This is a genomic window from Devosia psychrophila, assembly GCF_000971275.1.
Classification (GTDB): domain Bacteria; phylum Pseudomonadota; class Alphaproteobacteria; order Rhizobiales; family Devosiaceae; genus Devosia; species Devosia psychrophila.
Genome location: NZ_LAPV01000092.1, coordinates 14,652 through 35,056 on the forward strand (window position 1 = coordinate 14,652; position 20,405 = coordinate 35,056).

The following is a 20,405-nucleotide window of genomic DNA, read 5'->3' on the forward strand; positions in this document are numbered from 1 at the left end:
GCTCAGGGCTTCTTGAACCACCAGGACATCGATTCCTGCAACTCAGGCAGGTTGTCCTTGGTGACGTTGAATTTGTCGACCTGGAACCACGGCACGTCCTTCAAGCCGTTGTTGAATGTCGCTGTGAGCCCAAGTTCCTCGCCTGTCACGAGTTTCTTGGCGATCCGGGCGGCTTCTTGGCCGGACTGGCAGTAGTCAGTAAAGTTGGAGAGGGTCAGGTCGCCCTGGGTGATCAGTTCCTGGGCGCGCGGTTCCGCATCGACGCCGTTGACCCAGACTTTTCCGGCGAGGCCCTGCGCCTGCAGCGCCTGGATGGCACCATAGGCGGTGCCGTCATTGCCAGCGAGCACGGCAACCACGTCATTGTTGGCCTTGGTCAGGCCGTTCTCGACCTGCGCACGGGAGGACTCACTGGACCAACCCTTGTTGTACTGTTCGGACACGATCTTGATGGCGCCGCTATCAAGAAAGGGCTGAAGCACCTGGTAATACCCGGTACGCTCTTCCACGGCCACGTTCGTGCCTTCATCGCCTAGGGCGAGAATGTAGTTGCCTTTTGGCTGCGCCTTGACCGCCGCTTCAGCGATCTCCACGGCCATTGCAATGGCGTCACGGGCCACGAACGCTGCGACATCGGCGTTAAGCGGCAGCGAGTCATAGGCAACGACCGGCACGTTGGCGCGATTGGCCATGCGGACCAATCCTTGGCTAGCCGCGGCATTGACCGGACGCAATACAAGGACGTCTATGCCTTGTGTCAGCATGTTTTCGACCTGCGAGGCCTGCACCGACTCAGACATCTGAGATGCGACAGTGCTGACGTCCATGCCCAACTTCTCGGCTTCGGCCTCAAAGCACGGCTGGTCGCCGTTCTGCCAGCGGATCTGGTCATAGCTGGGCAGTATCAGGCCGACCTTGATGGCGTCCTGGGCATAGGCGACGGGCGTTGTGACCATCGACAGGGCGACGATGCCCATCGCACAGCCACTCAGCAGACGTTCCATTCCAGATGCTCGTTGCATTGATATTCCTCCCTATATTTTTGCGCAGTAGTTGCCGCTGCAGCAGTGCTACAACGACGCGTTCGCAGGTGACCCGGCGAATTCAGATTGTGTGGTCGTTTACTCAGGCGCTGGCTTTTACCAGTCGACACCAAGCCGGCGGTCCGGATCGAGAGTGAAGCGGCGCCCCCAATCGAGATGGGTTTTCATGCGTTGGTACGCCTCCTCGGCGTTACCCCCGCGTACGGCATCGAAGATGGCGCGATGCTGCGCCGCATTGACCACGAGGCGCTCAGGATGAGCATGGTGCATGCGCCGCGCCAGTCGGTACATCTTGTCTCGCAGACGGCGCAGAGCATGTTCCATCTCGGTATTGCCATGCAATTCTGCGAGCGCGCTATGGAATTCCAGATCGAGGTGATGGTATCGCGTCGTGTCTCCACTGGCCGCCGATGCCTCCTGTTCCGTCAGGATTTTTTCCACCTGCAGTGCATCACCTGCAGACACGCAGCCAGCCAGCGACTTGGCGACATGGCATTCGATCACCATGCGCAACTCGTAAAAGTCGAGGATTTCGCGAGAAGTAATTTCGGGCATGCGAAAGCCGCTGTTCGGGCTGACCACGATCAGCCCGTCGGCGCGAAGCCGCTCGATTGCCGACCGCACAGGGCCGAGTCCAAGATCAAGCCGGGCTGCAAGTGCGCGTTCCGAATAGCTCGCCTCTGAACTCTCGTCCAACAGCAGCTCGCGGATTTTGGTATAGGCCTCGTCCTTCAAAAGAAGGCGCGATTGACCGCCTGAAGCAACCGCGCCTTCACGCGCGCTCTTCAGCCGAACGATATCGGCAGCCATTTTTATGCCTCGCTCCCGGGCGCTGTTCAATCCAGCACCTCATGTGATTGGTGTACTGAAATGTCACTGACATGTCAATTCTATTTTGGTAAGGATTTGCGAAACCACCTCGGGAGGATGCGAGATGCAAAATATCAAGCGACTGGATCTGGCTGATGCAGGGACACTTCTTGCCGCGGCAAAAGCTGCTGCGCAAGCTATCGGCGTTTCGATGTGCATCGCGATCGTTGATGACAGCGGTAACCTTATCGCATTCGAACGCATGGACGGCGGCAAGATCGTGAGCATCACGATTGCCATCGACAAGGCTTTCACCGCTGCGGCCGCCCGGCGCGCAACGCACGACTACAACACAGCCAGCCAGCCCGGCATGCCCGCCTACGGCGTAAATACCGCGCTGGGAGGCCGCATGATCGTCGTGGGTGGCGGACTACCCGTCGTTTGGGAGGGCGCTGTCGTCGGCGGCATCGGCGTCAGTTCAGGAACACCCGAGCAGGACCGGCTGGTGGCGCAAGAGGCAATCGACCGCTTTTTGTCATAAAATCAACGGAGCACGGACAAAGCGTATCGCGTGACTTCTTAGGCGGATTCGACGAGGCGCTCCCGTCTGAGAAAAGACAGATCGCATCGCGTTCGAATGACAGGCCCAGGCGCTCACCAATTCTGACATGGGCGAACTGTGTTTCGACGCGAACAGTCTCCCCGGACGGTAACTCGGCAGTCACCACATGGAACGGCCCGAGATCCTGCACATCGCGGGTGACGGCCACAATCTCACCCGCTGGCCCATCCCTCGATATCGATCGTCGCCCGTGACCGCGGCGGCGGCTATGGCGAGGCGATCGCCAGGGCCCTGCCCGAGGCGGCTCAAGTAGCGGGATCGGTGGCATCTAATGGAAAACTCGACCCGCGCGTTCCTCGATGCTGTCGGCAAATCCATGCGTCAGGTCAGACAGGCTGTGGGTAGCAATGTTGTCTACCCCCAACTTCTGACCTATGCCGAAAGGCTGCAATACGAGGGATACCTGCGTCGGCAGGAAACCAATGAAGCTATCCGGGAGCTGTCCAAGAGGGCAACATCGATCCGCCAGATCGTCCGTCAAACCGGCCATAGCCGGAAGCTTGTTCGCGATGTCTTGCGGGGCCAGCGCTTCGATGTCTTCCGCACGCGGCCCAGTTCATTGGACAGTTGGCTACCTTGGCTCAACGGCCGCTGGGATGACGGCGCACGCAACGCCTTGGCACTCTGGCGCGAGATGCAGATGAAGGGCTTTTCAGGACAACGCGGCATCGTCTCGCAATGGGCGCATCGCCGTCGCCTTGCCGAAAAGGCAAATCAGAGTGGGCTTGCGCGAACACCATCCGCGCGTGTGATCGCCCGGTTGATGACCACCGCTCGCGACGATCTTGCCAAATCTGAAGCGATACTGGTGGCGGCTATCGAAGTGACCGTCCCCGAACTGGTTGTGGCCCGCACCACCATCGGCGACTTCCAATCGATGATCCGCTCGAAAACCGCCGTAAGGCTGGATGTACGGCTACAGGCGGCCAAGACCAGTCTGGTTGGCTCGTTTGCCAACGGTGTCAAAAAGGACATTGCCGCGGTCAGGAACGCCATCATCTCTCCTTGGTCAAATGGACAAACCGAAGATCAGATCGCACGCCTGAAGCTCATCAGGCGCCAGATGTGCGGCCGCGCAAAGCTCGATCTGCTGCAGGCGCGATTCGTAGGCGAAAACTAGGAGGCGACGTCGCCAAAAGTGCGTCAGAGCCAAATTCAGACCCATGCCGTGGGCCGGCGTAGAAGGCAGCTTCGCGTATCGCGAGTTGCTTCTGACCGGCAAGAGCAAGTGCACACTTTAATGCACACGTGCAGCATCCCACAACCAGATCGCTAACAAAAACAATATTTTAGCCGATGTAAATGGCGGAGAGGGAGGGATTCGAACCCCCGATGGAGTTACCCCCATGCCGCATTTCGAGTGCGGTGCATTCGACCACTCTGCCACCTCTCCGCGAGGTCGTTTGAGCACCCTTGCGAGTGCGGCTGGTCGACACGGGCCGGTGTATGCCATAGCATTTGTCAGGCTGCAACACCCCTTGGCAATATGATGACATTCGCATCGTCTCGCCCGTGACACATCCACCACTGTTCTTCTACGGTACGCTGCGCGACCCCGATATCCTGGCGGCCACGCTCGGACGAACTGCCGCCCTGCTCGATCTGATCCCAGCGACCGCGCCGGACTACGCTGCGGTATATTTCCCCGATCGGCTATATCCCGCATTGGTGCGACGGATCGGCGCCGCTGCTCCCGGCCTGCTATTGAGCAATGCGACCCACAACGACCGCGTGGCGCTCGATGCTTTCGAGGGTGATGAGTACCGCCGCGGGCGATTGCGAGTGACGACAGAGACAGAGCAAATCGAAGCCGAAGTGTATCTACCGGTGGTGACTGTTCCAGCGACAGCGGCGGACTGGACGCTGGAGCAATGGACGCTTCACCACAGACCTCTGGTGATCGAGGACGAGACCGCGATCGCGATCGCTGCAAGCAAGCGGCCTTTGGCCTCGCGCAATCCATGAATCACACTTACGTGGGCAGCCGAACCAACTAGATTGGCGTGGCGTTCCACGACACACCGTAATCGCGAGGAGATTACCAAATGGCTAGACGTCGAGATGTGGTTGCCGGTCTGGCAGCCTTACCCCTATTGTCATTTAGCATCGCAGGCAACGTTCCAGCCTCTGCACAGGAGGGTGCATTGCAAGGCGACGTCATTGCCACCGAAAACGGTGACATCACCATTCATCCGGTGGAGCACGCCAGCCTGGTTATCGGCTTCGGCGGTGAAATCATCTACATCGATCCGGTTGGCGGCGCTGCGCTTTATGAAGTCCTGCCCGCCCCTACGGCGATCCTGATCACGCACGGCCATGGCGACCACTTCGATGTCCCGACACTGGAGGCCATTGCCGGAACGGCACCGATCCTGACCAATCAGGACGTATTCAGCAAGCTTCCTGATGCTCTGAAGGGCAATGCCAGTGCCATTGCCAATGGTGATCAAACGAGCCTGAATGGTTTGGTCATCCGAGCCGTGGCGGCCCACAATGTGACCGATGATCGGCTGCAGTATCACCCGGTCGGCATCGGCAATGGCTATGTCATCTCGTTGGGCGACAAGCTCGTCTATGTCGCCGGCGATACCGAGCCGACCGATGAGATGCTGGACCTGCGTGATATCGACATCGCCTTCCTGCCGATGAACCTGCCCTATACGATGACACCCGATCAGGCCGTCGAAGCCATCAACGTGTTCAAACCCAAGATCGCCTACCCCTATCACTACGGTGATAGCGACCTTTCAGTGCTCGAAAAGCGCATCGGCCCTGATACCGAATTGCGTCTACGCAACTGGTATCCCAATGGCCAGGGCTGAGGCGTGAAACACGCGCAGATCTCTTGACTCTCGGGCTGTTTGCCTCGATAAGCCCCACAGAAACACGCGCCGGCTTGCTGGCGCGCTTTTCTTTGTTTGAAAACGCTGTTCGAGGCTGCCCGCTGGTTTGATCGCCGGCTGACTGTTCGAAGACCGCAGGGTAACTGGGCTTAAACCTGCGGCGCCACAGAGCGCGACACAAAGGGACCGGGCGTTTGACGCGTCTGGTTAAGCTATGACTTTCGCCGTGATCAAAACCGGTGGCAAGCAGTACAAGGTTGCCGCCAACGACGTTCTCAAGATTGAAAAACTCGATGCCGAAGCTGGCACCATCATCACCTTCGACCAGGTTCTGATGATTGATAGCGAAGTCGGTGCTCCGCTGATCGAAGGCGCGCTGGTCGCTGCCGAGCTGCTTGAGACCCGCAAGCAGAAGACGGTCATCATCTTCAAGAAGAACCGTCGCCACAATTATCGTCGCCGCAACGGCCACCGCCAGTTGCTGTCGACCGTGCGCATCACCGAAATCCTGACCGGCGGCGCACAGCCGACCATCAAGGCTGCCGGCATTGCCACCTCGACCGACAGCGTGAGCGAAGCCGCTCCGGCACAGCAGACGTCGGCTCCGGCCGCTTCCGAAGCCAAGGCCCCGGCCGCCAAGAAGGCTGCCCCCAAGCAGGCGGCTGCCGAGACCACTGAAGACAGCGCCGCTGCAAAGCCGGCGAAGAAGGCCCCGGCCAAGAAGGCCGCACCCAAGGCCGAGCAGGAATAAGGAGCTAGACCATGGCACACAAAAAAGCAGGCGGTTCATCCCGCAACGGTCGTGATACCGCCGGCCGTCGTCTTGGCGTGAAGAAGTTTGGTGGCGAAGCCGTTATCGCCGGCAACATCATCATCCGTCAGCGCGGCACCAAGTGGCACCCCGGCACCGGCGTTGGCCTCGGCAAGGACCACACCATTTTCGCACTCGTGGACGGCGCCGTGTCGTTCCGCAAGCGTGCGAATTCCAAGGTCTTCGTTTCCGTCGACCCGGCACTGGCCGCCGAATAACCCGGCAGGTCTCGTGAACCCAGCCGGTGACCTGTTCCCCGGCTCGTGTTCTCAGGATGCGAAATTGATGTAGGGGAACCGGTCCACCGGTTCCCCTTTTCGTATTTTCGCTGCATGAATGAACGGATTATGAACAGCATCAAGGACCGCCTCCCCGCCACATTGACGACGGACCGCCTGGTGCTGACCACGCCGACCTTGGCGCATGTGCCGGAAATGGCCGTGCTCGCCAATAACCAGGCAATCTACGAAGTGCTGTCGCGCTTGCCCCATCCCTATGCGGAAAGCGATGGCAGGTTCTTCGTCGAGGAGATCGCCCGCGGTCCAGAAGAGTTCGCCTGGGCGATCCTGCTCGAGGGCCGTTATATCGGCGGCATGGGGCTGCATCTGCTGCCTGACCAGCTTCCCGAACTGGGCTACTGGTTGGGCGAGCCCCATTGGGGCAAAGGCTATGCCACCGAGGCGGCCCATGCCGTTATCGCGGCGGCACGGGAGGCAGGCTATCCTGCGTTGCGCTCGCGCGCCCTTTTGAGCAATACCGGTTCGCGCAATGTGCTGCGCAAGGTCGGCTTCATCGAGACCGGCGAAGTGGTTGACCAGGCGGGCACTCTGGTGGGCAAGACGATGGCGCATGCGGTTGGATTTCGCCAGATGAACGTGACGCTCCGCACACCGCATTTCGTATTGCGTCCGGCCCAGGTCGGCGATGCGGAAGCCATCGCGCGCTATCTCAATGACTTTGCCGTGGCGGGAAACCTTGCGCGTGTACCGTTTCCCTACCATCTGAGCGATGCCAAGGCGTGGCTGCGCAGCCGGAAGCCTAACCTCCCGGTGGAAGAGACCAACTTCTCCATCGAGCTTCCCGGCGAAGGTCTTGCCGGGCATGTGGGGTTTCATATGGGACCGCAGGGACCGATTATCGGCTATTGGCTGGGTCAGCCTTTTTGGGGTCGTGGCATCATGACCACGGCGGTTACCGCCAGCCTCGACTGGTTCTTCGATACCACCAATGCCGAGACTATTTATTCGGGCGTGTTTCATTTCAACGCGGCTTCGCTGGCGATCCAGCGCAAGCTCGGGTTTACCGAAACCGGACGCTCAACCCTGCTCTGCCTTGCGCGTGGCGCCGAGGTGGAGCATATCGACACCAAATTGACGCAGAGCGTCTGGAAGGCCAGAAAAAATGAAGTTTCTTGACCAGGCCAAGGTCTATGTCCGCTCGGGCGATGGCGGCGGCGGCGCCGTCTCGTTCCTGCGTGAAAAATTCGTCGAATTCGGCGGCCCCAATGGCGGCAATGGCGGACGCGGCGGCGATATCGTCATCGAATGCGTCGACGGCCTCAACACGCTGATCGACTATCGCTATCAGCAGCATTTCAAGGCCAGGATCGGCACTCATGGCATGGGCAAGGACCGGGCCGGCGCCAATGGCGAAGAAACCGTGCTGCGCGTTCCTGTCGGCACCCAGGTGTTCGAAGACGATAACGAAACGCTGATCGCCGATATGACCCAAGTCGGCCAGCGCGTCGTGCTGCTATCGGGCGGCAATGGTGGCTTCGGCAACGCCCATTTCAAGACCTCGTCCAACCAGGCGCCGCGCCACGCCAATCCGGGTATTCCGGGCGTCGAAAAGTGGATCTGGCTGCGCCTCAAGCTGATCGCCGATGCGGGTCTCGTCGGCCTGCCCAATGCTGGCAAGTCGACGTTCCTCGCTGCGGTTTCCGCAGCCAAGCCCAAGATTGCCGCCTATCCGTTCACCACTCTGCATCCCAACCTGGGTGTTGTCTCCATCGGCGAGCGTGATTTCGTGCTGGCCGATATTCCCGGCCTGATCGAAGGCGCCAGCGAAGGCGCCGGTATCGGTGATCGGTTCCTTGGTCATATCGAACGTTGCGGCGTGCTGATCCACCTGATCGACGGAACCCAGGACGACATCAAGACCGCCTACAAGACCATCCGCAACGAGCTGTCAGCCTATGACGAGCGGCTGGGCGAGAAGCCTGAAATTGTCGTGCTCAACAAGATCGATGCCATCGAGCCGGATGACCTCAAGGAAAAGCTGAAAATTCTCAAGAAGGTCAGCAAGGCCGATGTGTTGCTGGTTTCGGGCGTTACTGGCAAGGGCACCGAGATGGTGCTCTATGGCATCATCGAGACGCTGGATGCCGAGAAAGCCGCCAAGCTGGAAGCCGCGCGACGTAAGATCGAGCCAAACTGGGCCCCCTGATGAGCGCCAATGCCCTCGCGCCCTACAAGCGGCTGACCATCAAGATCGGTTCGGCCCTGCTCGTCGACAAGACGGGCAGGCTGCGCGCGGATTGGCTCGCCGGGCTTGCGGCGGACATTGCCGCGCTCAAGGCGGGTGGCTGCGAGGTGGTGATCGTTTCCTCTGGCGCCATTGCGCTGGGGCGCGGACTTTTGGGACTGTCGGCCGTGGCGCTGACGCTGGAACAGAGTCAGGCTGCGGCGAGTGCTGGGCAGATTGCCTTGAGCCAGGCCTGGGCCGAGGCGCTTGGCCGGCACCATATTGTGACGGGGCAAATCCTGATCACGCCCAATATTACCGAAGAGCGCCGCTATTATCTCAATGCGCGCACCACCATCGCGACGCTGTTGGGGCTCGGCGCCGTTCCGATCATCAACGAGAATGACAGTGTCGCCACTGCCGAGATCCGCTATGGCGACAATGATCGCCTGTCGGCCCGCGTCGCCACCATGATCGAGGCCGATTGCCTGGTGCTGCTGAGCGACGTCGACGGGCTATATACCGCGCCGCCCGCCAAAGAACCCAACGCCGAGCACCTGCCTGTTGTCAGGCAGATCACGCCCGCCATCGAAGCCATGGCCGGCGGGGCGGCCAGCCACCTGTCGCGCGGCGGCATGACCACCAAGGTCGAGGCCGGCAAGATTGCAACGCAGGCCGGCACTGCCATGATCATTGCCAAAGGCACAGAAGATCAGCCGCTCAAGGCTTTGGCAGAGGGCGGCCGGCATACGCTTTTCCTGCCGGCGCAGAGCCGTGCCCAGGCGCGCAAGCGCTGGATCATGGGTACGCTGGCTGTCGCGGGAACGCTGCAGGTCGATGCCGGCGCAGCCAAGGCCCTCCTGACCGGCAAGTCGCTGCTGCCGATCGGCGTCACCAAGGTGACCGGCGAGTTCGAGCGCGGTGATGCCATCGCCATCCGCAATGCCGACGGTGTCGAGATTGCCCGTGCGTTGGTTGGACTCGACAGCGACGAAGCGCGGCTGGTGATGGGCAAGCGCAGCGATGCCGTGCTTGAACTGCTCGGCGCCGGCAACCGCGCCGCGCTGGTGCATCGCGACAATATGGTACTGGTTGGCGCCAAGGAGGAGACGGCCGATGAGCTTGGCTGAAATCAAACAATCCGTCACCGAGATCATGGCCGAGATTGGCCGCAACGCCCGCATCGGCGCCAAGGCTCTGGCCATCGCCACGCCGCAGCAGAAGCAGACGGCGCTGACCGTCGCTGCCGGCGCCATCAATGCGCATCGCAAGGCGATCCTCGCCGCCAACGCCAAGGACATGGCGGCGGCCAAGGCCAAGGGCATTTCCAAGGCTTTTCTGGACCGCCTGCTGCTGACCGACGCGCGCATCGACGGCATTGTCGAAGCGGTCAAGACCATTGCCGACCTTCCTGACCCGGTCGGCGCCGTCATTGCCGAATGGGACCGTCCCAACGGACTGCATATCGAGCGTGTCCGCACGCCGTTGGGTGTCATCGGGGTGATCTTTGAATCGCGCCCTAACGTGACCGCCGATGCGGGCGCCCTGTGCATCAAGTCGGGCAATGCCGTGATCCTGCGCGGCGGCAGCGACAGCTTTCATTCCAGCAATGCCATTGTCGACTGCATGCTTGATGGCCTCCATGCTGCGAGATTGCCGGTACAATGCCTGCAGCTTGTGCCGACCACGGACCGTGAAGCCGTGGGCGAAATGCTCAAGGGTCTCGACGGCAATATCGACGTCATCGTGCCGCGCGGCGGCAAGACCCTGGTCGCACGCGTCCAGGACGAAGCGCGCGTGCCGGTGTTTGCCCATCTCGAAGGCTTGGTGCATGTCTATATCGACAGGTCAGCCGACCTTGAGAAGGCCATAAATGTCACGCTGAACGCCAAGATGCGCCGTACCGGCGTCTGTGGCGCGGCCGAGACCTTGCTGGTGCACAAGGACGTGGTCGCAACCCACCTCAACCCGATCCTTGACGCGTTGATGGCAAAAGGCTGCGAAATTCGCGGTGATGCTACTGTCAATGCTAACAGTCCGTTATCCAAAACGGCCACTGAGGAGGACTGGAAGACCGAATATGAGGACGCCATCATCTCGGTAAAGGTCGTGGACTCGGTGGAAGCGGCGATCGCCCACATCGAGCAGTATTCCAGCCACCACACCGAAGCGATCATCGCCGAAGATCCTGTCGCCGTTGAAAAATTCTTCAACGAGATCGATAGCGCCATCCTTCTCCACAATGCCTCGACCCAGTTTGCCGATGGCGGCGAGTTCGGCTTTGGCGGCGAGATCGGCATTGCCACCGGCAAAATGCACGCCCGCGGGCCGGTCGGCGTCGAGCAGTTGACCAGCTTCAAATACCGCATCCGCGGCAACGGCCAGACGAGACCCTGACCCCTTTTGACCCTGCGCCACCCTATCCGTATTGCCGGGATTACTGAATTGCCGCCCTCCGGGGCCGGTATGCGGATCGGGCTGTTTGGCGGTAGCTTCAACCCCTTCCACGAAGGCCACCTGCTGGTCATCGAGGAGAGCATGCGGCGGCTGCAACTCGATGCCGTCTGGGTGCTGGTAACGCCGGGCAATCCGCTGAAAAACCATAAGGATCTGGCCCCTTTGGCCGATCGGGTCGAGGCGGCACGCCGCTTCATCGACAATCCAAAAATCCGCGTCACCGGCTTTGAGGCGGCGCATGGCTTCACTTATTCATGGCAGACCATTCGCTATCTGACGGAGTCGATGCCCGACCGCCGCTTCGTCTGGATCATGGGCGCCGACAACCTGGTGAACTTCAATCGCTGGGAGCGCTGGCGCAATATTGCCGCCATGGTGCCCTTGGCGATCTATGTGCGACCCGGCTCCAGCCGACGCGCACCATCATCGATGGCCGCCAATTATCTCTCCCGCTGGCGGGTTGACGAGGATGACGCCCCTCGCCTCGCGATGCTGAAACCGCGGTCCTGGGTCTACCTGCACGGGCGCCAGTCTCCACTGTCATCATCGGCCATTAGGGCAAGGCGGCAACACGTTAAGCCAAAGTGAAGCCCCAATCTTGCGAAATTGTCATCAAGAGTGCATATTGAGCGCTTGTGATGATAATCATCGATACTGGAACTGACTGCTTGCCGTTTTATCAAACGCCTGCACATTCCGATCCACAACCAAGGACGCTGATCCTACGCATGACCCATGCACTGTCATGGGCGGAAGGCCATTGCTGATGGCCACGATGCCCGAAAATACCGTCACCGCTCCCGAGGCCGTCAAGGCTAACCCGGAACGCCCCTTGATCGATGTGATCCTTGAATGCCTTGACGATGCCAAGGCCGAGGGGATCGTTGCCGTGGATATCACCGGCAAGTCTTCCCTGGCCGACCATATGGTGGTTGCGTCGGGTCGTTCGCAGCGCCACGTCGGCGCCGTTGCCGACCAGTTGGTCAACGCCGTGCGCGAGGCAGGCTACGGCAAGCCGCGCACCGAGGGGCTGCCGTTCTGCGATTGGGTTCTGGTCGATGCGGGCGATGTCATCGTCCATATCTTCCGTCCTGAAGTGCGGGACTTCTACAGCATCGAAAAGATGTGGCAGGCCGACTTCGCCGCTGACGCCCACTAAGCTTCTGCGATGCGCATGACCATCGCGGCCGTTGGCCGCATGAAGGCCGGGCCGGAGCGGGAATTGGTCGCCCGCTATCTCGATCGGGCAGTCGGCGGCGGCAAGCCGCTGGCTCTGACCGGCTTCGAAGTGATCGAACTCAGCGAATCGCGCGCCTCTTCCTCGGCCAGCCGCAAGGCTGACGAGGCCAAGGCCCTGCGCGCTTCTCTGCCCGACGGCATTGTGGTGGCGCTGGACGAACGCGGCAAATCAGTCGGCTCTGAAGCATTCGCCAAGCAGGTGCTGCGCTGGCGCGACGATGGCCGTTCTTCGGTCAGCTTCGTCATTGGCGGAGCCGATGGGATAGATCCCGCCTTCGTTTCGGCCGCCGATTTGGTGCTGAGCTTTTCGCCCATGGTGTGGCCGCATCAACTGGTCCGCATCATGCTGGCCGAGCAATTATACCGCACCACCACGATCCTCAGCGGCCACCCCTATCATCGGGGCGATTGAGCCTTGAGCAATCACGTCGTGGTTAAGCATCGTTAACCTGCAGTTTTCCGGCAGTTTGTTATGGTGCGGCAATTGATTCGGGGACTTTGCGCCCCTGCTGGAGAAGGCATGGCTTTGAGGCCGCGCAAGACACTTGGTTTGATGCTGGCCAGCCTGCTGTTGGCGGGCACCGCAAGCTTGCCGTTGCTGGCCCAGTCGCCCGCCATCCCGAGTGTACCCGAAGCGGCGCCTGTTGCTCCTGAAGTGGCAACCGAAGCACCGGTAGATATGCCGTTACGCGGCACGGTCGGCGAACAGCCTGCACCAGTAGCGGAGGCAGCTCCAACCGGGCCTGCGGTTCCGACACAGGCCGATCTAGCCGCGCTGGAAGCATCGCTGTCGCTGAGCCAGGAGCGGATCGATGCGCTCAAGGCCGAGATTGCCGAGATGGAGGGCGACCGCACTCGCCAGAATGCGGCGCTGATCGCCGCGGCGCAGCGCGTCAAGCTGGCCGAGATCGAAGTCGCCGACGTTGAAGACCGGCTGTCGGCGCTGATCGTTTCCGAATTCGAAGTGCGCGGGCGGCTGGACGGCTCCAATGCCGAAGTCGCCAACGTGCTGGCAGCGCTTGAACGCATCACGCTCAATCCGCCACCGCCCTTGATCGTCGATCCCGACGATGCGCTGGGCTCGGCACGCAGCGCCATGCTGATCGCGGCCATCGTGCCGCAATTGCGCGCCAAGGCCGACGCAGTGACCAGCGATCTCAAAACGCTGACCGATATCAAGACCCAGGCCTTGGCTGAGGAGGCGACGCTCAAAGCCAATCACGACGTGCTCGAAGAAGAGCAGCTGCGCATCGCCACGCTGATCGCCGCGCGCCGGCAAGGCATCGAGACGCGCACCGGGCAACTGGCCGCCGAGGAAGCAGAAGCTGTGGCAATGGCCGCGCGGGCGACGACGCTGCAGGAGCTGATCGGTAGCCTTTCCGATCGGGCAAGTTCGGTTTCGACGGCAAGCACTGCGGCCGATGCGGCGGTCGATCCGGACGCGCCAGTGATGAGCGCCCAGCAGGTCCAGCTGGCGCTTGCCAATACCGCCCGCACCGAGCCCGCCATCCCTTTCGGCGCCGCACGCGGCTATCTGACCAAGCCGGCCAATGGCGTCAACGTCGTCGAATACGGCGCCGGCGACGGCTTTGGTGGCATCAGCCAGGGCATTTCCGTGGTCACCCGCGCCGATGCGCAGGTGGTTGCGCCGGCCGATGGCTGGGTGCTGTATAAAGGCCCTTACCTCAATTACGGCCAAATCGTCATTCTCAATACCGGCCAGAGCTACACCGCACTCCTGGCGGGCCTCGATTCGGTAACCGTCGACATCGGCCAGTTCGTGCAGATGGGGATGCCGCTGGGCACGATGGGTTCACGCACAATTGGCCGTTCGGTCACCACCAATGCTGGCGTAGCCCAGCCGACCCTCTATATTGAACTTCGACAAAACAACGAGCCCATCGATCCAACCGGATGGTGGGCCAACCCGACACAGAGTGGATAGAACCCTCATGCGCCTGACGACACCTCTTAGCACGCTCGCCATCGTCGTGGCGCTGTCGCTGCCTACCGGCCTGCTGTTTGCCCAAGAGCCGACCCCTGCACCAGCGGCTCAAGATCAAGCGCCGCCGGCCGAGCCCGCCACTCCCAGTGGCGAAGAGCTTGCCCCGACCCCTGAGGAAAACGCGGCAGCACCGCGCGATCCGCTCGAAATCTATGCCGACCTCAACCTGTTCGGCGAAATCTTCGATCGCATCCGCGCCGAATATGTCGATCCGCCCGATGAGCAGGAGCTGATCCGCGCCGCCATCCAGGGCATGCTGACCTCGCTCGACCCGCATTCCGGCTATCTACCGCCGGCTGATTATGACGACATGCGCGAGGATACTTCGGGCGAATTCGGCGGTCTCGGCATCGAAGTCACCATGGAAGAAGGCGTCATCAAGGTGGTGTCCCCCATCGATGACACGCCAGCCGCCAAGGCCGGCATCATGTCCAATGACTTCATCGTCCAGCTCGACAGCGTCGACATCCAGAACCTCACCCTCGATGAAGCCGTGTCAAAGATGCGCGGCCCGATCGGCTCGTCGATCAAGGTCACCGTGATTCGCGAAGGCGTGGAAAAGCCGCTGGATTTCGAACTGACCCGTGCCACCATTGCCATGCGCGCCGTGCGCTGGAGCATGGAAGGCGGCGCCAAGGAAGGCGAAGGCGACGTCGCCGTGGTGCGCTTGTCCCGCTTCTCCGAGCAGGCTTTCGTAGGCATCGAGAAGGCCCTCAAGGACGTATATGCTGCCCGTGACGGCGTGGCGCCCAAGGGCATCATCCTCGATCTGCGTAACAATCCTGGTGGCCTCGTTGACCAGTCGGTCTATGTGGCCGATGCCTTCCTCAAGCAGGGCGCGGTGGTCTTGACCCGCGGCCGTATTGCCCAGGAAAGTGCGCGCTATGACGCCCAGCCCGATACGCTGGATGCCATGATCGCCGATGTGCCGCTGGTGGTTCTGATCAACGGCGGCTCAGCCTCGGCTGCGGAAATCGTCGCCGGTGCCCTGCAGGACCACAAGCGCGCGACCCTGGTGGGCACGCGTTCCTTCGGCAAGGGCTCGGTACAGTCGATCATCTCGCTTGGCCCCGATGGCGCCATGCGGCTGACCACGGCACGCTATTACACGCCGAACAATCGCTCGATCCAGGCTTTGGGCATCACGCCCGATATCGAGATCAAGCAGGTCGTGCCCGAGGAATTCCAGGGCCGCGACGAGATCATCGGCGAGGCTGGCCTTGCCGGTCACATCAAGATCGAGGGCCAGGAAGAGACCACGGTTGGCTCCTCGGTGTATGTCCCTGCCGAGAAGGTCGACGATACCCAGCTGCAGTACGCCATCAAGCTGGTCAAGGGCGAGGAGACCGATCCGGCCTACCCGCCAAAGGCCGAATGACGGCAGCGCAGCCTGCCATGCTATGAAATGACCGGGGGCGGGCCGCTGATTCGCTGCCTCGCCCCCGCTGTCTTACGCAAAAGTTGCTTGTTTCCTTTGCGTAGCGCGAAACCGGCCGCCACTTTTGCAGCACACGCGCCAGCCGGAACCTGAACGATGGCCAATGATCTTTCGACGCCGCTGACCGGCCGCAAGCGCAAGCCGGGATCGACCCGGCACCTTCCGATTGCGCGCGTGTTGTTCGGCATTTTGGTGCTGATTGGCATTGGTTTCGTCCTGCGCCTGGTGCTGACCAATGACCCCAATGGCGGCCGCCCCAGCGCCGAAGTTCCAATCACCTCGACACTCAACAGCAACCAGATTGCCAACGAGGTCGCGACCGGTCCGGTGACAATCACTGCGGACCCGGAGCAATTCCCCGCCGGCAGCTCGATCACCGCCGTCCCCACGGGAACGACCGGTGGCAATTCCATCGCCGGCCTGCCCGAACTGTTCGGCGCCCTGCCCGATCTCAGCGAAGACACCAACAACGGCCCGATTCCACGGGTCGCCAGCACCGGCCTGACGCCGTTCAACGCCTATGCCCGACCGGCTGCCGATGCGGTCGCCACCGGCCTGCCTCTGGTGTCGATCATCGTGACCGGGCTGGGCATCAACGAACAGGGCTCGCTCGACGCCATCGATCAATTGCCGGACGATGTCAGCCTGGCCTTCGCGCCCTATGGCAAGACGCTGACCACGACAGTCGCCGCAGCGCGCTCGGCCGGCCATGAAGTGCTGCTGGAAATTCCGCTGGAGCCGTTCGATTTTCCGCAGAACGACCCTGGCCCCCAGACCCTTTTGACGGGCGAGCCGCCGCGGGAAAATTTGGACAAGCTGTTCTGGCTGATGTCGCGCTTTGGCGGCTATGCCGGCGTGATCAACAATATGGGCGCCCGCTTCACCGCGTCGGCTGCCGATTTCTCGCCCGTCATGGAAGAGCTGGGCGCACGCGGGCTCGGCTATATCGACGACGGCTCCTCCAACCGGTCGCTGGCGGCCCAACTGGCGACCGGCAACAAGGTGCCGTTCTCGCGCGCCGATCTGGTGATCGACAGTAATCCGTCGCGCCAGGCCATTCTCGCAGCGCTTGCCAGCCTTGAGGCCACGGCGTTGGAGAACGGGCACGCAATTGGTATCATCAGCGCTCTGCCCATCTCGGTTGGCGCCATCGCTGAATGGTCGCGGGAACTTGAGAGCAAGGGCATTGCACTGGTGCCCGCCAGTGCCTTGATGAAATAGAGATTTGCCATGCCCACCCGTCCAAGCCGAGAGTCCCTGCCCTATCGCGATTGCGTCGGCATTGCCGTGTTCAACCAGGATGGCAATGTCTTCATTGGCCGGCGCAAGGCTGGTGACGATCCGGAACAGAGCGCCCAGCAGGGTGCGCCCTGGCAGATGCCACAAGGCGGTATCGACAAGGGCGAGGACCCGTTGCGCGCTGCCCTGCGCGAACTGCATGAAGAGACCAATATCAGCGCCGTCAGCCTGCTCGCCGAGGCGCCGGAATGGATATATTACGACCTGCCCGACGACATGCTGGGCGTGGTGCTGAAGGGTAAATATCGCGGCCAGCGCCAGCGCTGGTTTGCCTTTGCCTTTACCGGCAAGGACAGCGAGATCGACGTCGAATCGCCGGGCGGCGGCAAGCACAAGGCGGAATTCGACGCGTGGCGCTGGGAAAAACTGACTCGCACGCCCGGCCTGATCGTGCCGTTCAAGAAAGACGCCTATGACAAGGTGGTGGAGGCGTTTGCAGATATTCCGCAGCGCTTCACCAATGTTTAGCTGGTCGCGATGAAAACCATCGGCCTGATCGGCGGCATGAGCTGGGAATCCACCGCCCATTATTATCGCGTGCTCAACCAGGAAGTGGCGGCGCGCCTTGGCGGCCTTCATTCGGCGCCGGTGATCGTTCATTCAGTGGACTTCGCCCCGATTGCCGAGATGCAGTCGGCTGGCGACTGGGACGGCGCCGGGCGACAACTGGCGTTGATCGCGCGCGGGCTACAAGCGGCAGGCGCCGAGGTCATCGGGCTAGCCACCAACACCATGCATATCGTCGCCGATCAGATCACCTCGGCCATCAGCGTCCCCTTCATCCATATCGCCGATCCTACCAGCGATGCACTGCTGGGGGATGGGTTCCATACGGTGGGCCTATTGGGCACCCGCTTCACCATGGAAATGGGCTTCTATCGCGACCGGCTGACGGCACGAGGTCTGACATCGATCATTCCCGAGGTCGATCGGACCAATCTCAACGGCATCATCTATGAAGAGCTGTGCCTGGGTATCGTCCGCGAAGAATCACGCCGTATCTATGTAGCGTCCATAGAGCGCATCGCCGCACGCGGCGCCGAGGCTGTGATTTTGGGCTGCACCGAGATCGCCATGTTGATCGATGATTCCAATAGCCCGCTGCCGGTCTATGACACCACCGACCTGCACGCCAAGGCGTTGGTGACGGCAGCGCTGGCTTAGGCTACGCGCCGCCCCTTGATGTCGACCACTCTCGGCGCCGGCTCGTCGAGCACGAACACATCGACGATCATGTCCAGCGTCTGTGCCTGCGCTTCGGTCTGCTCAAGGGCTGCATTGGTCTCTTCGGCCAACGCCGCATTGTGCTGGGTCATTTCATCAAGCTGACGGACTGACACGAGCACTTCGTCGATGGCCGACGCCTGCTCGGCACTGGCCCGGGCGATGGCCTCCACGAGGGCACTGTTCTGCTGCACGGCGGCCTGCATTTCGGACAGACGCCCTGCGGCGTCGGACACCAGCTGCGAGCCGTTCTTGACCTCGCTGGCCGACTGCTCGACCAGAAGCTTTACATCGGCCGAGGCTGAGGCGGCCGACTGCGCCAAGCGACGAACCTCGACGGCGACCACGGCAAAGCCCTTGCCTGCATCGCCAGCCCGCGCCGCTTCGACCGAAGCATTGAGCGCCAAAAGGTTGGTCTGGAAGGCGATATCATCGATCAGGCCGATGATATTGGAAATCTTGGAAGACGACTGGGTAATGCGCTCCATCGCATCGTTAGCCTTGACCATGACGGCGCCACTTTCGGAAGTCGACCGCGACACGGCAGAGGCCTTGGCCGCAGCGTCCTGCGCCATCTTGGCATTGCTGGCGACGGTGCTAGCCAGAGCGCCCATCGCAGCCGTGGTCTCGACGATGGTCGAAGCCTGCCGGGTAGTGCGCTCGCTCAGATCGTTGGCGCCGCTAAGGATTTCGCCCGTTGCCGACTTCAGCGCTCGCGAGGTGGTGCGCAACTGGCCGACCACATCGGCGAAGCGCGTTACCGTGCCGTTGAGGGCGTGGCGCAGGTCTTCGAATTCCGGCTGAAACTGTGTTTCGATCTGGCCGGTAAGGTCGCCCTCGGCCAATTGCTGCAGGCCCGCGCCGACAGCGGCCACTGCCTGGCGGCGCGCGGTCACATCGGTGGCGAACTGCACGACCTTATAGGGCGAACCATCAAGCCCTAGGATGGGGGTGAAGGTACTCTGTATCCACACCTCACGCCCGTCGCTGCTGCGGCGACGATATTCGCCGCTCTTGAACTGGCCGGCGGTGAGATCGAGCCAGAACTGGCGATAGCTGAGCGTTTTCGGATCGGCATCGAACAGGAATTGCGCGTTGGGTTGGCCCTGGATTTCATTCAGGCGATAACCCAGCAGGCGCAGGAAATTTTCGTTTGCGGTGATGACCTCGCCTGTCATGGTGAATTCGACGACCATCTGCGACATCGAAATGGCATCGAGCTGGCCGGTATGGTCTGCGGCTTCCAAAAGGTGGCGCTTGGTCTCTTCTCCCATTTTCGCGGCGCGTTCGGCATTGGCCCGGAACACTTCCACGGCTCTTGCCATAGCGCCGATTTCATTGCGGCGCTCGGTATAGGGCACTTTGATCGCCAGTTCCCCTTCGGCCACGGCGCTCATTACCTCGGAGAGCTTGGGAATCGGACGGGTCAACAGCCGCGACAGCAACAGTGCCAGCAGCCCGATGATCAACAGGGCGGCGCCACCGACGGAGACCAGCATGATGAGGTTTTGGCCGACCACGGCCTCAATCGGCGCCCGCGCCACGGCAATCAGCAGGGCACCGATAACCGTGCCGTCGGCCATGGCGATCGGCTGGTACCAGGTGAAATAGCCAACGCCGTTGATGATCTCTTCGGCGCGTACCGGACGATTGGCCAGCAATTCGTCAAACAGCGGCGTGCCAGAAACGATCGGCGTATCGAGCAGGCGTTCGCCATCGGCCTTCAGCAGGCTGGAGGTGCCGAGGTTCAGGTCGGGCCCAACCTCGGTATTGTAGACATAGATCGCGGCATTCTGACCGGAAACGCGTGCGATGGTGTCGATGACGTCGTGACTGCGGAAGCGCGGCATGGAGCGCATGGTCAGCGCCGCTACGTCGCCGGCCTCATCAGAGATGATTTCGAGACTGGGCAGATTGACCTGCAGGATTTCCGAGGTGATGCGCGTCGCGCTGGCCACTTCATGCTCCGCATCGCTGCTGGCGGTATTCGATAGGCTGATGAACATGCCCAGCAGAACCGCCCCAATGGCGATGGCGATCGAGCATACGGCCATGGCCGCAATAGCGGATGTCAGGCGGATATTTTCCAAGAGTGAAACCACTTTGCGTCCCCAATGGCATCTGCGCCCTATGGACGCGCAACTAGTTCCC

General features: G+C 61.4%; 22 protein-coding genes and 1 tRNA gene. 18 read left to right on the forward strand and 5 right to left on the reverse strand.

The genetic code is table 11. The features are described 5' to 3' along the window. Positions 1–2 precede the first annotated feature (2 nt). On the reverse strand, positions 3–1,004 hold the full coding sequence (locus WH91_RS08385; RefSeq protein WP_052952685.1) for a sugar ABC transporter substrate-binding protein: 1,002 nt from the start codon (positions 1,002–1,004) through the stop codon (positions 3–5). 135 nt (positions 1,005–1,139) lie between these two features. Further along, complete coding sequence (locus WH91_RS08390; protein WP_046170557.1) at positions 1,140–1,853, reverse strand: GntR family transcriptional regulator; 714 nt, start codon at positions 1,851–1,853, stop codon at positions 1,140–1,142. A gap of 124 nt (positions 1,854–1,977) precedes the next feature. On the opposite strand from WH91_RS08390, the gene WH91_RS08395 reads away from it, so the two are divergent. Continuing rightward, complete coding sequence (locus WH91_RS08395) at positions 1,978–2,394, forward strand: GlcG/HbpS family heme-binding protein (protein WP_046170558.1); 417 nt, start codon at positions 1,978–1,980, stop codon at positions 2,392–2,394. Here the strand turns inward: WH91_RS08395 and WH91_RS26080 are convergent. Beyond that, entirely contained in the window at positions 2,327–2,743 is a 417-nt protein-coding gene (locus tag WH91_RS26080; protein ID WP_074797151.1) for a TOBE domain-containing protein, read from the reverse strand. The two genes, WH91_RS08395 and WH91_RS26080, sit on opposite strands and share 68 nt — an antisense overlap. Positions 2,744–2,746: 3 nt before the next feature. On the opposite strand from WH91_RS26080, the gene WH91_RS08400 reads away from it, so the two are divergent. Beyond that, entirely contained in the window at positions 2,747–3,595 is an 849-nt protein-coding gene (locus WH91_RS08400; RefSeq protein ID WP_082102068.1) for an ISL3 family transposase, read from the forward strand. 183 nt (positions 3,596–3,778) lie between these two features. Here WH91_RS08400 and WH91_RS08405 read toward each other — a convergent pair. Then, positions 3,779–3,868: transfer RNA gene (locus tag WH91_RS08405), tRNA-Ser, on the reverse strand. Positions 3,869–3,987: 119 nt separating this feature from the next. On the opposite strand from WH91_RS08405, the gene WH91_RS22570 reads away from it, so the two are divergent. From WH91_RS22570 to WH91_RS08485, 16 genes are all read left to right on the forward strand, one after another. Further along, positions 3,988–4,440 carry a gamma-glutamylcyclotransferase family protein gene (locus WH91_RS22570; protein ID WP_074797153.1) on the forward strand — a complete coding sequence of 151 codons (453 nt, stop codon included), beginning with the start codon at positions 3,988–3,990 and terminating at the stop codon, positions 4,438–4,440. Positions 4,441–4,520: 80 nt separating this feature from the next. Continuing rightward, positions 4,521–5,297 carry an MBL fold metallo-hydrolase gene (locus tag WH91_RS08415; RefSeq protein WP_046170559.1) on the forward strand — a complete coding sequence of 259 codons (777 nt, stop codon included), beginning with the start codon at positions 4,521–4,523 and terminating at the stop codon, positions 5,295–5,297. Between the two features lie 235 nt (positions 5,298–5,532). Then, positions 5,533–6,069 carry a 50S ribosomal protein L21 gene (rplU, locus tag WH91_RS08420; RefSeq protein WP_074797155.1) on the forward strand — a complete coding sequence of 179 codons (537 nt, stop codon included), beginning with the start codon at positions 5,533–5,535 and terminating at the stop codon, positions 6,067–6,069. Between the two features lie 11 nt (positions 6,070–6,080). Beyond that, entirely contained in the window at positions 6,081–6,347 is a 267-nt protein-coding gene (gene rpmA, locus WH91_RS08425; protein ID WP_046170560.1) for a 50S ribosomal protein L27, read from the forward strand. Positions 6,348–6,476: 129 nt separating this feature from the next. Continuing rightward, a complete protein-coding gene (locus WH91_RS22575; protein WP_052952688.1) occupies positions 6,477–7,544 on the forward strand; it encodes a GNAT family N-acetyltransferase in 1,068 nt (355 codons plus the stop codon). Further along, positions 7,531–8,574 carry a GTPase ObgE gene (gene obgE / locus WH91_RS08435; protein WP_046170561.1) on the forward strand — a complete coding sequence of 348 codons (1,044 nt, stop codon included), beginning with the start codon at positions 7,531–7,533 and terminating at the stop codon, positions 8,572–8,574. The genes WH91_RS22575 and obgE overlap by 14 nt, the downstream gene beginning before the upstream one ends. Then, a complete protein-coding gene (gene proB / locus WH91_RS08440; protein ID WP_046170562.1) occupies positions 8,574–9,722 on the forward strand; it encodes a glutamate 5-kinase in 1,149 nt (382 codons plus the stop codon). The genes obgE and proB overlap by 1 nt, the downstream gene beginning before the upstream one ends. Further along, a complete protein-coding gene (locus WH91_RS08445) occupies positions 9,709–10,989 on the forward strand; it encodes a glutamate-5-semialdehyde dehydrogenase (protein WP_046170563.1) in 1,281 nt (426 codons plus the stop codon). The genes proB and WH91_RS08445 overlap by 14 nt, the downstream gene beginning before the upstream one ends. Positions 10,990–11,037: 48 nt before the next feature. Further along, entirely contained in the window at positions 11,038–11,637 is a 600-nt protein-coding gene (locus WH91_RS08450) for a nicotinate-nucleotide adenylyltransferase (protein WP_244542284.1), read from the forward strand. A 178-nt stretch (positions 11,638–11,815) separates the two neighbouring features. Beyond that, positions 11,816–12,208: a ribosome silencing factor gene (rsfS, locus tag WH91_RS08455; protein ID WP_082102069.1), complete on the forward strand. Its 393-nt coding sequence runs from the start codon at positions 11,816–11,818 to the stop codon at positions 12,206–12,208. A gap of 9 nt (positions 12,209–12,217) precedes the next feature. Then, complete coding sequence (gene rlmH / locus WH91_RS08460) at positions 12,218–12,700, forward strand: 23S rRNA (pseudouridine(1915)-N(3))-methyltransferase RlmH (RefSeq protein ID WP_046170565.1); 483 nt, start codon at positions 12,218–12,220, stop codon at positions 12,698–12,700. Between the two features lie 108 nt (positions 12,701–12,808). Continuing rightward, a complete protein-coding gene (locus tag WH91_RS08465; protein WP_052952689.1) occupies positions 12,809–14,233 on the forward strand; it encodes a peptidoglycan DD-metalloendopeptidase family protein in 1,425 nt (474 codons plus the stop codon). A 7-nt stretch (positions 14,234–14,240) separates the two neighbouring features. After that, positions 14,241–15,671, forward strand: a complete 1,431-nt coding sequence (locus tag WH91_RS08470) for a S41 family peptidase (RefSeq protein ID WP_052952690.1) — start codon at positions 14,241–14,243, stop codon at positions 15,669–15,671. A 156-nt stretch (positions 15,672–15,827) separates the two neighbouring features. After that, complete coding sequence (locus WH91_RS08475) at positions 15,828–16,952, forward strand: divergent polysaccharide deacetylase family protein (protein WP_046170566.1); 1,125 nt, start codon at positions 15,828–15,830, stop codon at positions 16,950–16,952. A gap of 9 nt (positions 16,953–16,961) precedes the next feature. After that, positions 16,962–17,498 (forward strand): RNA pyrophosphohydrolase, encoded by a 537-nt coding sequence (locus WH91_RS08480; protein ID WP_046170567.1) that lies wholly within the window; start codon positions 16,962–16,964, stop codon positions 17,496–17,498. A 9-nt stretch (positions 17,499–17,507) separates the two neighbouring features. Beyond that, on the forward strand, positions 17,508–18,194 hold the full coding sequence (locus tag WH91_RS08485) for an aspartate/glutamate racemase family protein (RefSeq protein WP_046170568.1): 687 nt from the start codon (positions 17,508–17,510) through the stop codon (positions 18,192–18,194). Here the strand turns inward: WH91_RS08485 and WH91_RS22580 are convergent. Next, positions 18,191–20,356, reverse strand: a complete 2,166-nt coding sequence (locus WH91_RS22580) for a methyl-accepting chemotaxis protein (RefSeq protein ID WP_143077984.1) — start codon at positions 20,354–20,356, stop codon at positions 18,191–18,193. The genes WH91_RS08485 and WH91_RS22580 overlap by 4 nt on opposite strands. Positions 20,357–20,405 lie beyond the last annotated feature (49 nt).

Coding starts and splice junctions, on each gene's coding strand:
- rsfS (WP_082102069.1), top strand. CDS start 11,816: ATGGCCACGATGCCCGAAAATACCGTCACCGCTCCCGAGGCCGTCAAG.
- WH91_RS08385 (WP_052952685.1), bottom strand. CDS start 1,004: ATGGAACGTCTGCTGAGTGGCTGTGCGATGGGCATCGTCGCCCTGTCG.
- WH91_RS08390 (WP_046170557.1), bottom strand. CDS start 1,853: ATGGCTGCCGATATCGTTCGGCTGAAGAGCGCGCGTGAAGGCGCGGTT.
- WH91_RS08470 (WP_052952690.1), top strand. CDS start 14,241: ATGCGCCTGACGACACCTCTTAGCACGCTCGCCATCGTCGTGGCGCTG.
- WH91_RS08415 (WP_046170559.1), top strand. CDS start 4,521: ATGGCTAGACGTCGAGATGTGGTTGCCGGTCTGGCAGCCTTACCCCTA.
- WH91_RS08395 (WP_046170558.1), top strand. CDS start 1,978: ATGCAAAATATCAAGCGACTGGATCTGGCTGATGCAGGGACACTTCTT.
- obgE (WP_046170561.1), top strand. CDS start 7,531: ATGAAGTTTCTTGACCAGGCCAAGGTCTATGTCCGCTCGGGCGATGGC.
- rpmA (WP_046170560.1), top strand. CDS start 6,081: ATGGCACACAAAAAAGCAGGCGGTTCATCCCGCAACGGTCGTGATACC.
- WH91_RS08480 (WP_046170567.1), top strand. CDS start 16,962: ATGCCCACCCGTCCAAGCCGAGAGTCCCTGCCCTATCGCGATTGCGTC.
- WH91_RS08475 (WP_046170566.1), top strand. CDS start 15,828: ATGGCCAATGATCTTTCGACGCCGCTGACCGGCCGCAAGCGCAAGCCG.
- WH91_RS22575 (WP_052952688.1), top strand. CDS start 6,477: ATGAACAGCATCAAGGACCGCCTCCCCGCCACATTGACGACGGACCGC.
- WH91_RS08445 (WP_046170563.1), top strand. CDS start 9,709: ATGAGCTTGGCTGAAATCAAACAATCCGTCACCGAGATCATGGCCGAG.
- proB (WP_046170562.1), top strand. CDS start 8,574: ATGAGCGCCAATGCCCTCGCGCCCTACAAGCGGCTGACCATCAAGATC.
- WH91_RS08400 (WP_082102068.1), top strand. CDS start 2,747: ATGGAAAACTCGACCCGCGCGTTCCTCGATGCTGTCGGCAAATCCATG.
- WH91_RS08465 (WP_052952689.1), top strand. CDS start 12,809: ATGGCTTTGAGGCCGCGCAAGACACTTGGTTTGATGCTGGCCAGCCTG.
- WH91_RS08485 (WP_046170568.1), top strand. CDS start 17,508: ATGAAAACCATCGGCCTGATCGGCGGCATGAGCTGGGAATCCACCGCC.
- WH91_RS26080 (WP_074797151.1), bottom strand. CDS start 2,743: ATGCCACCGATCCCGCTACTTGAGCCGCCTCGGGCAGGGCCCTGGCGA.
- rlmH (WP_046170565.1), top strand. CDS start 12,218: ATGCGCATGACCATCGCGGCCGTTGGCCGCATGAAGGCCGGGCCGGAG.
- rplU (WP_074797155.1), top strand. CDS start 5,533: ATGACTTTCGCCGTGATCAAAACCGGTGGCAAGCAGTACAAGGTTGCC.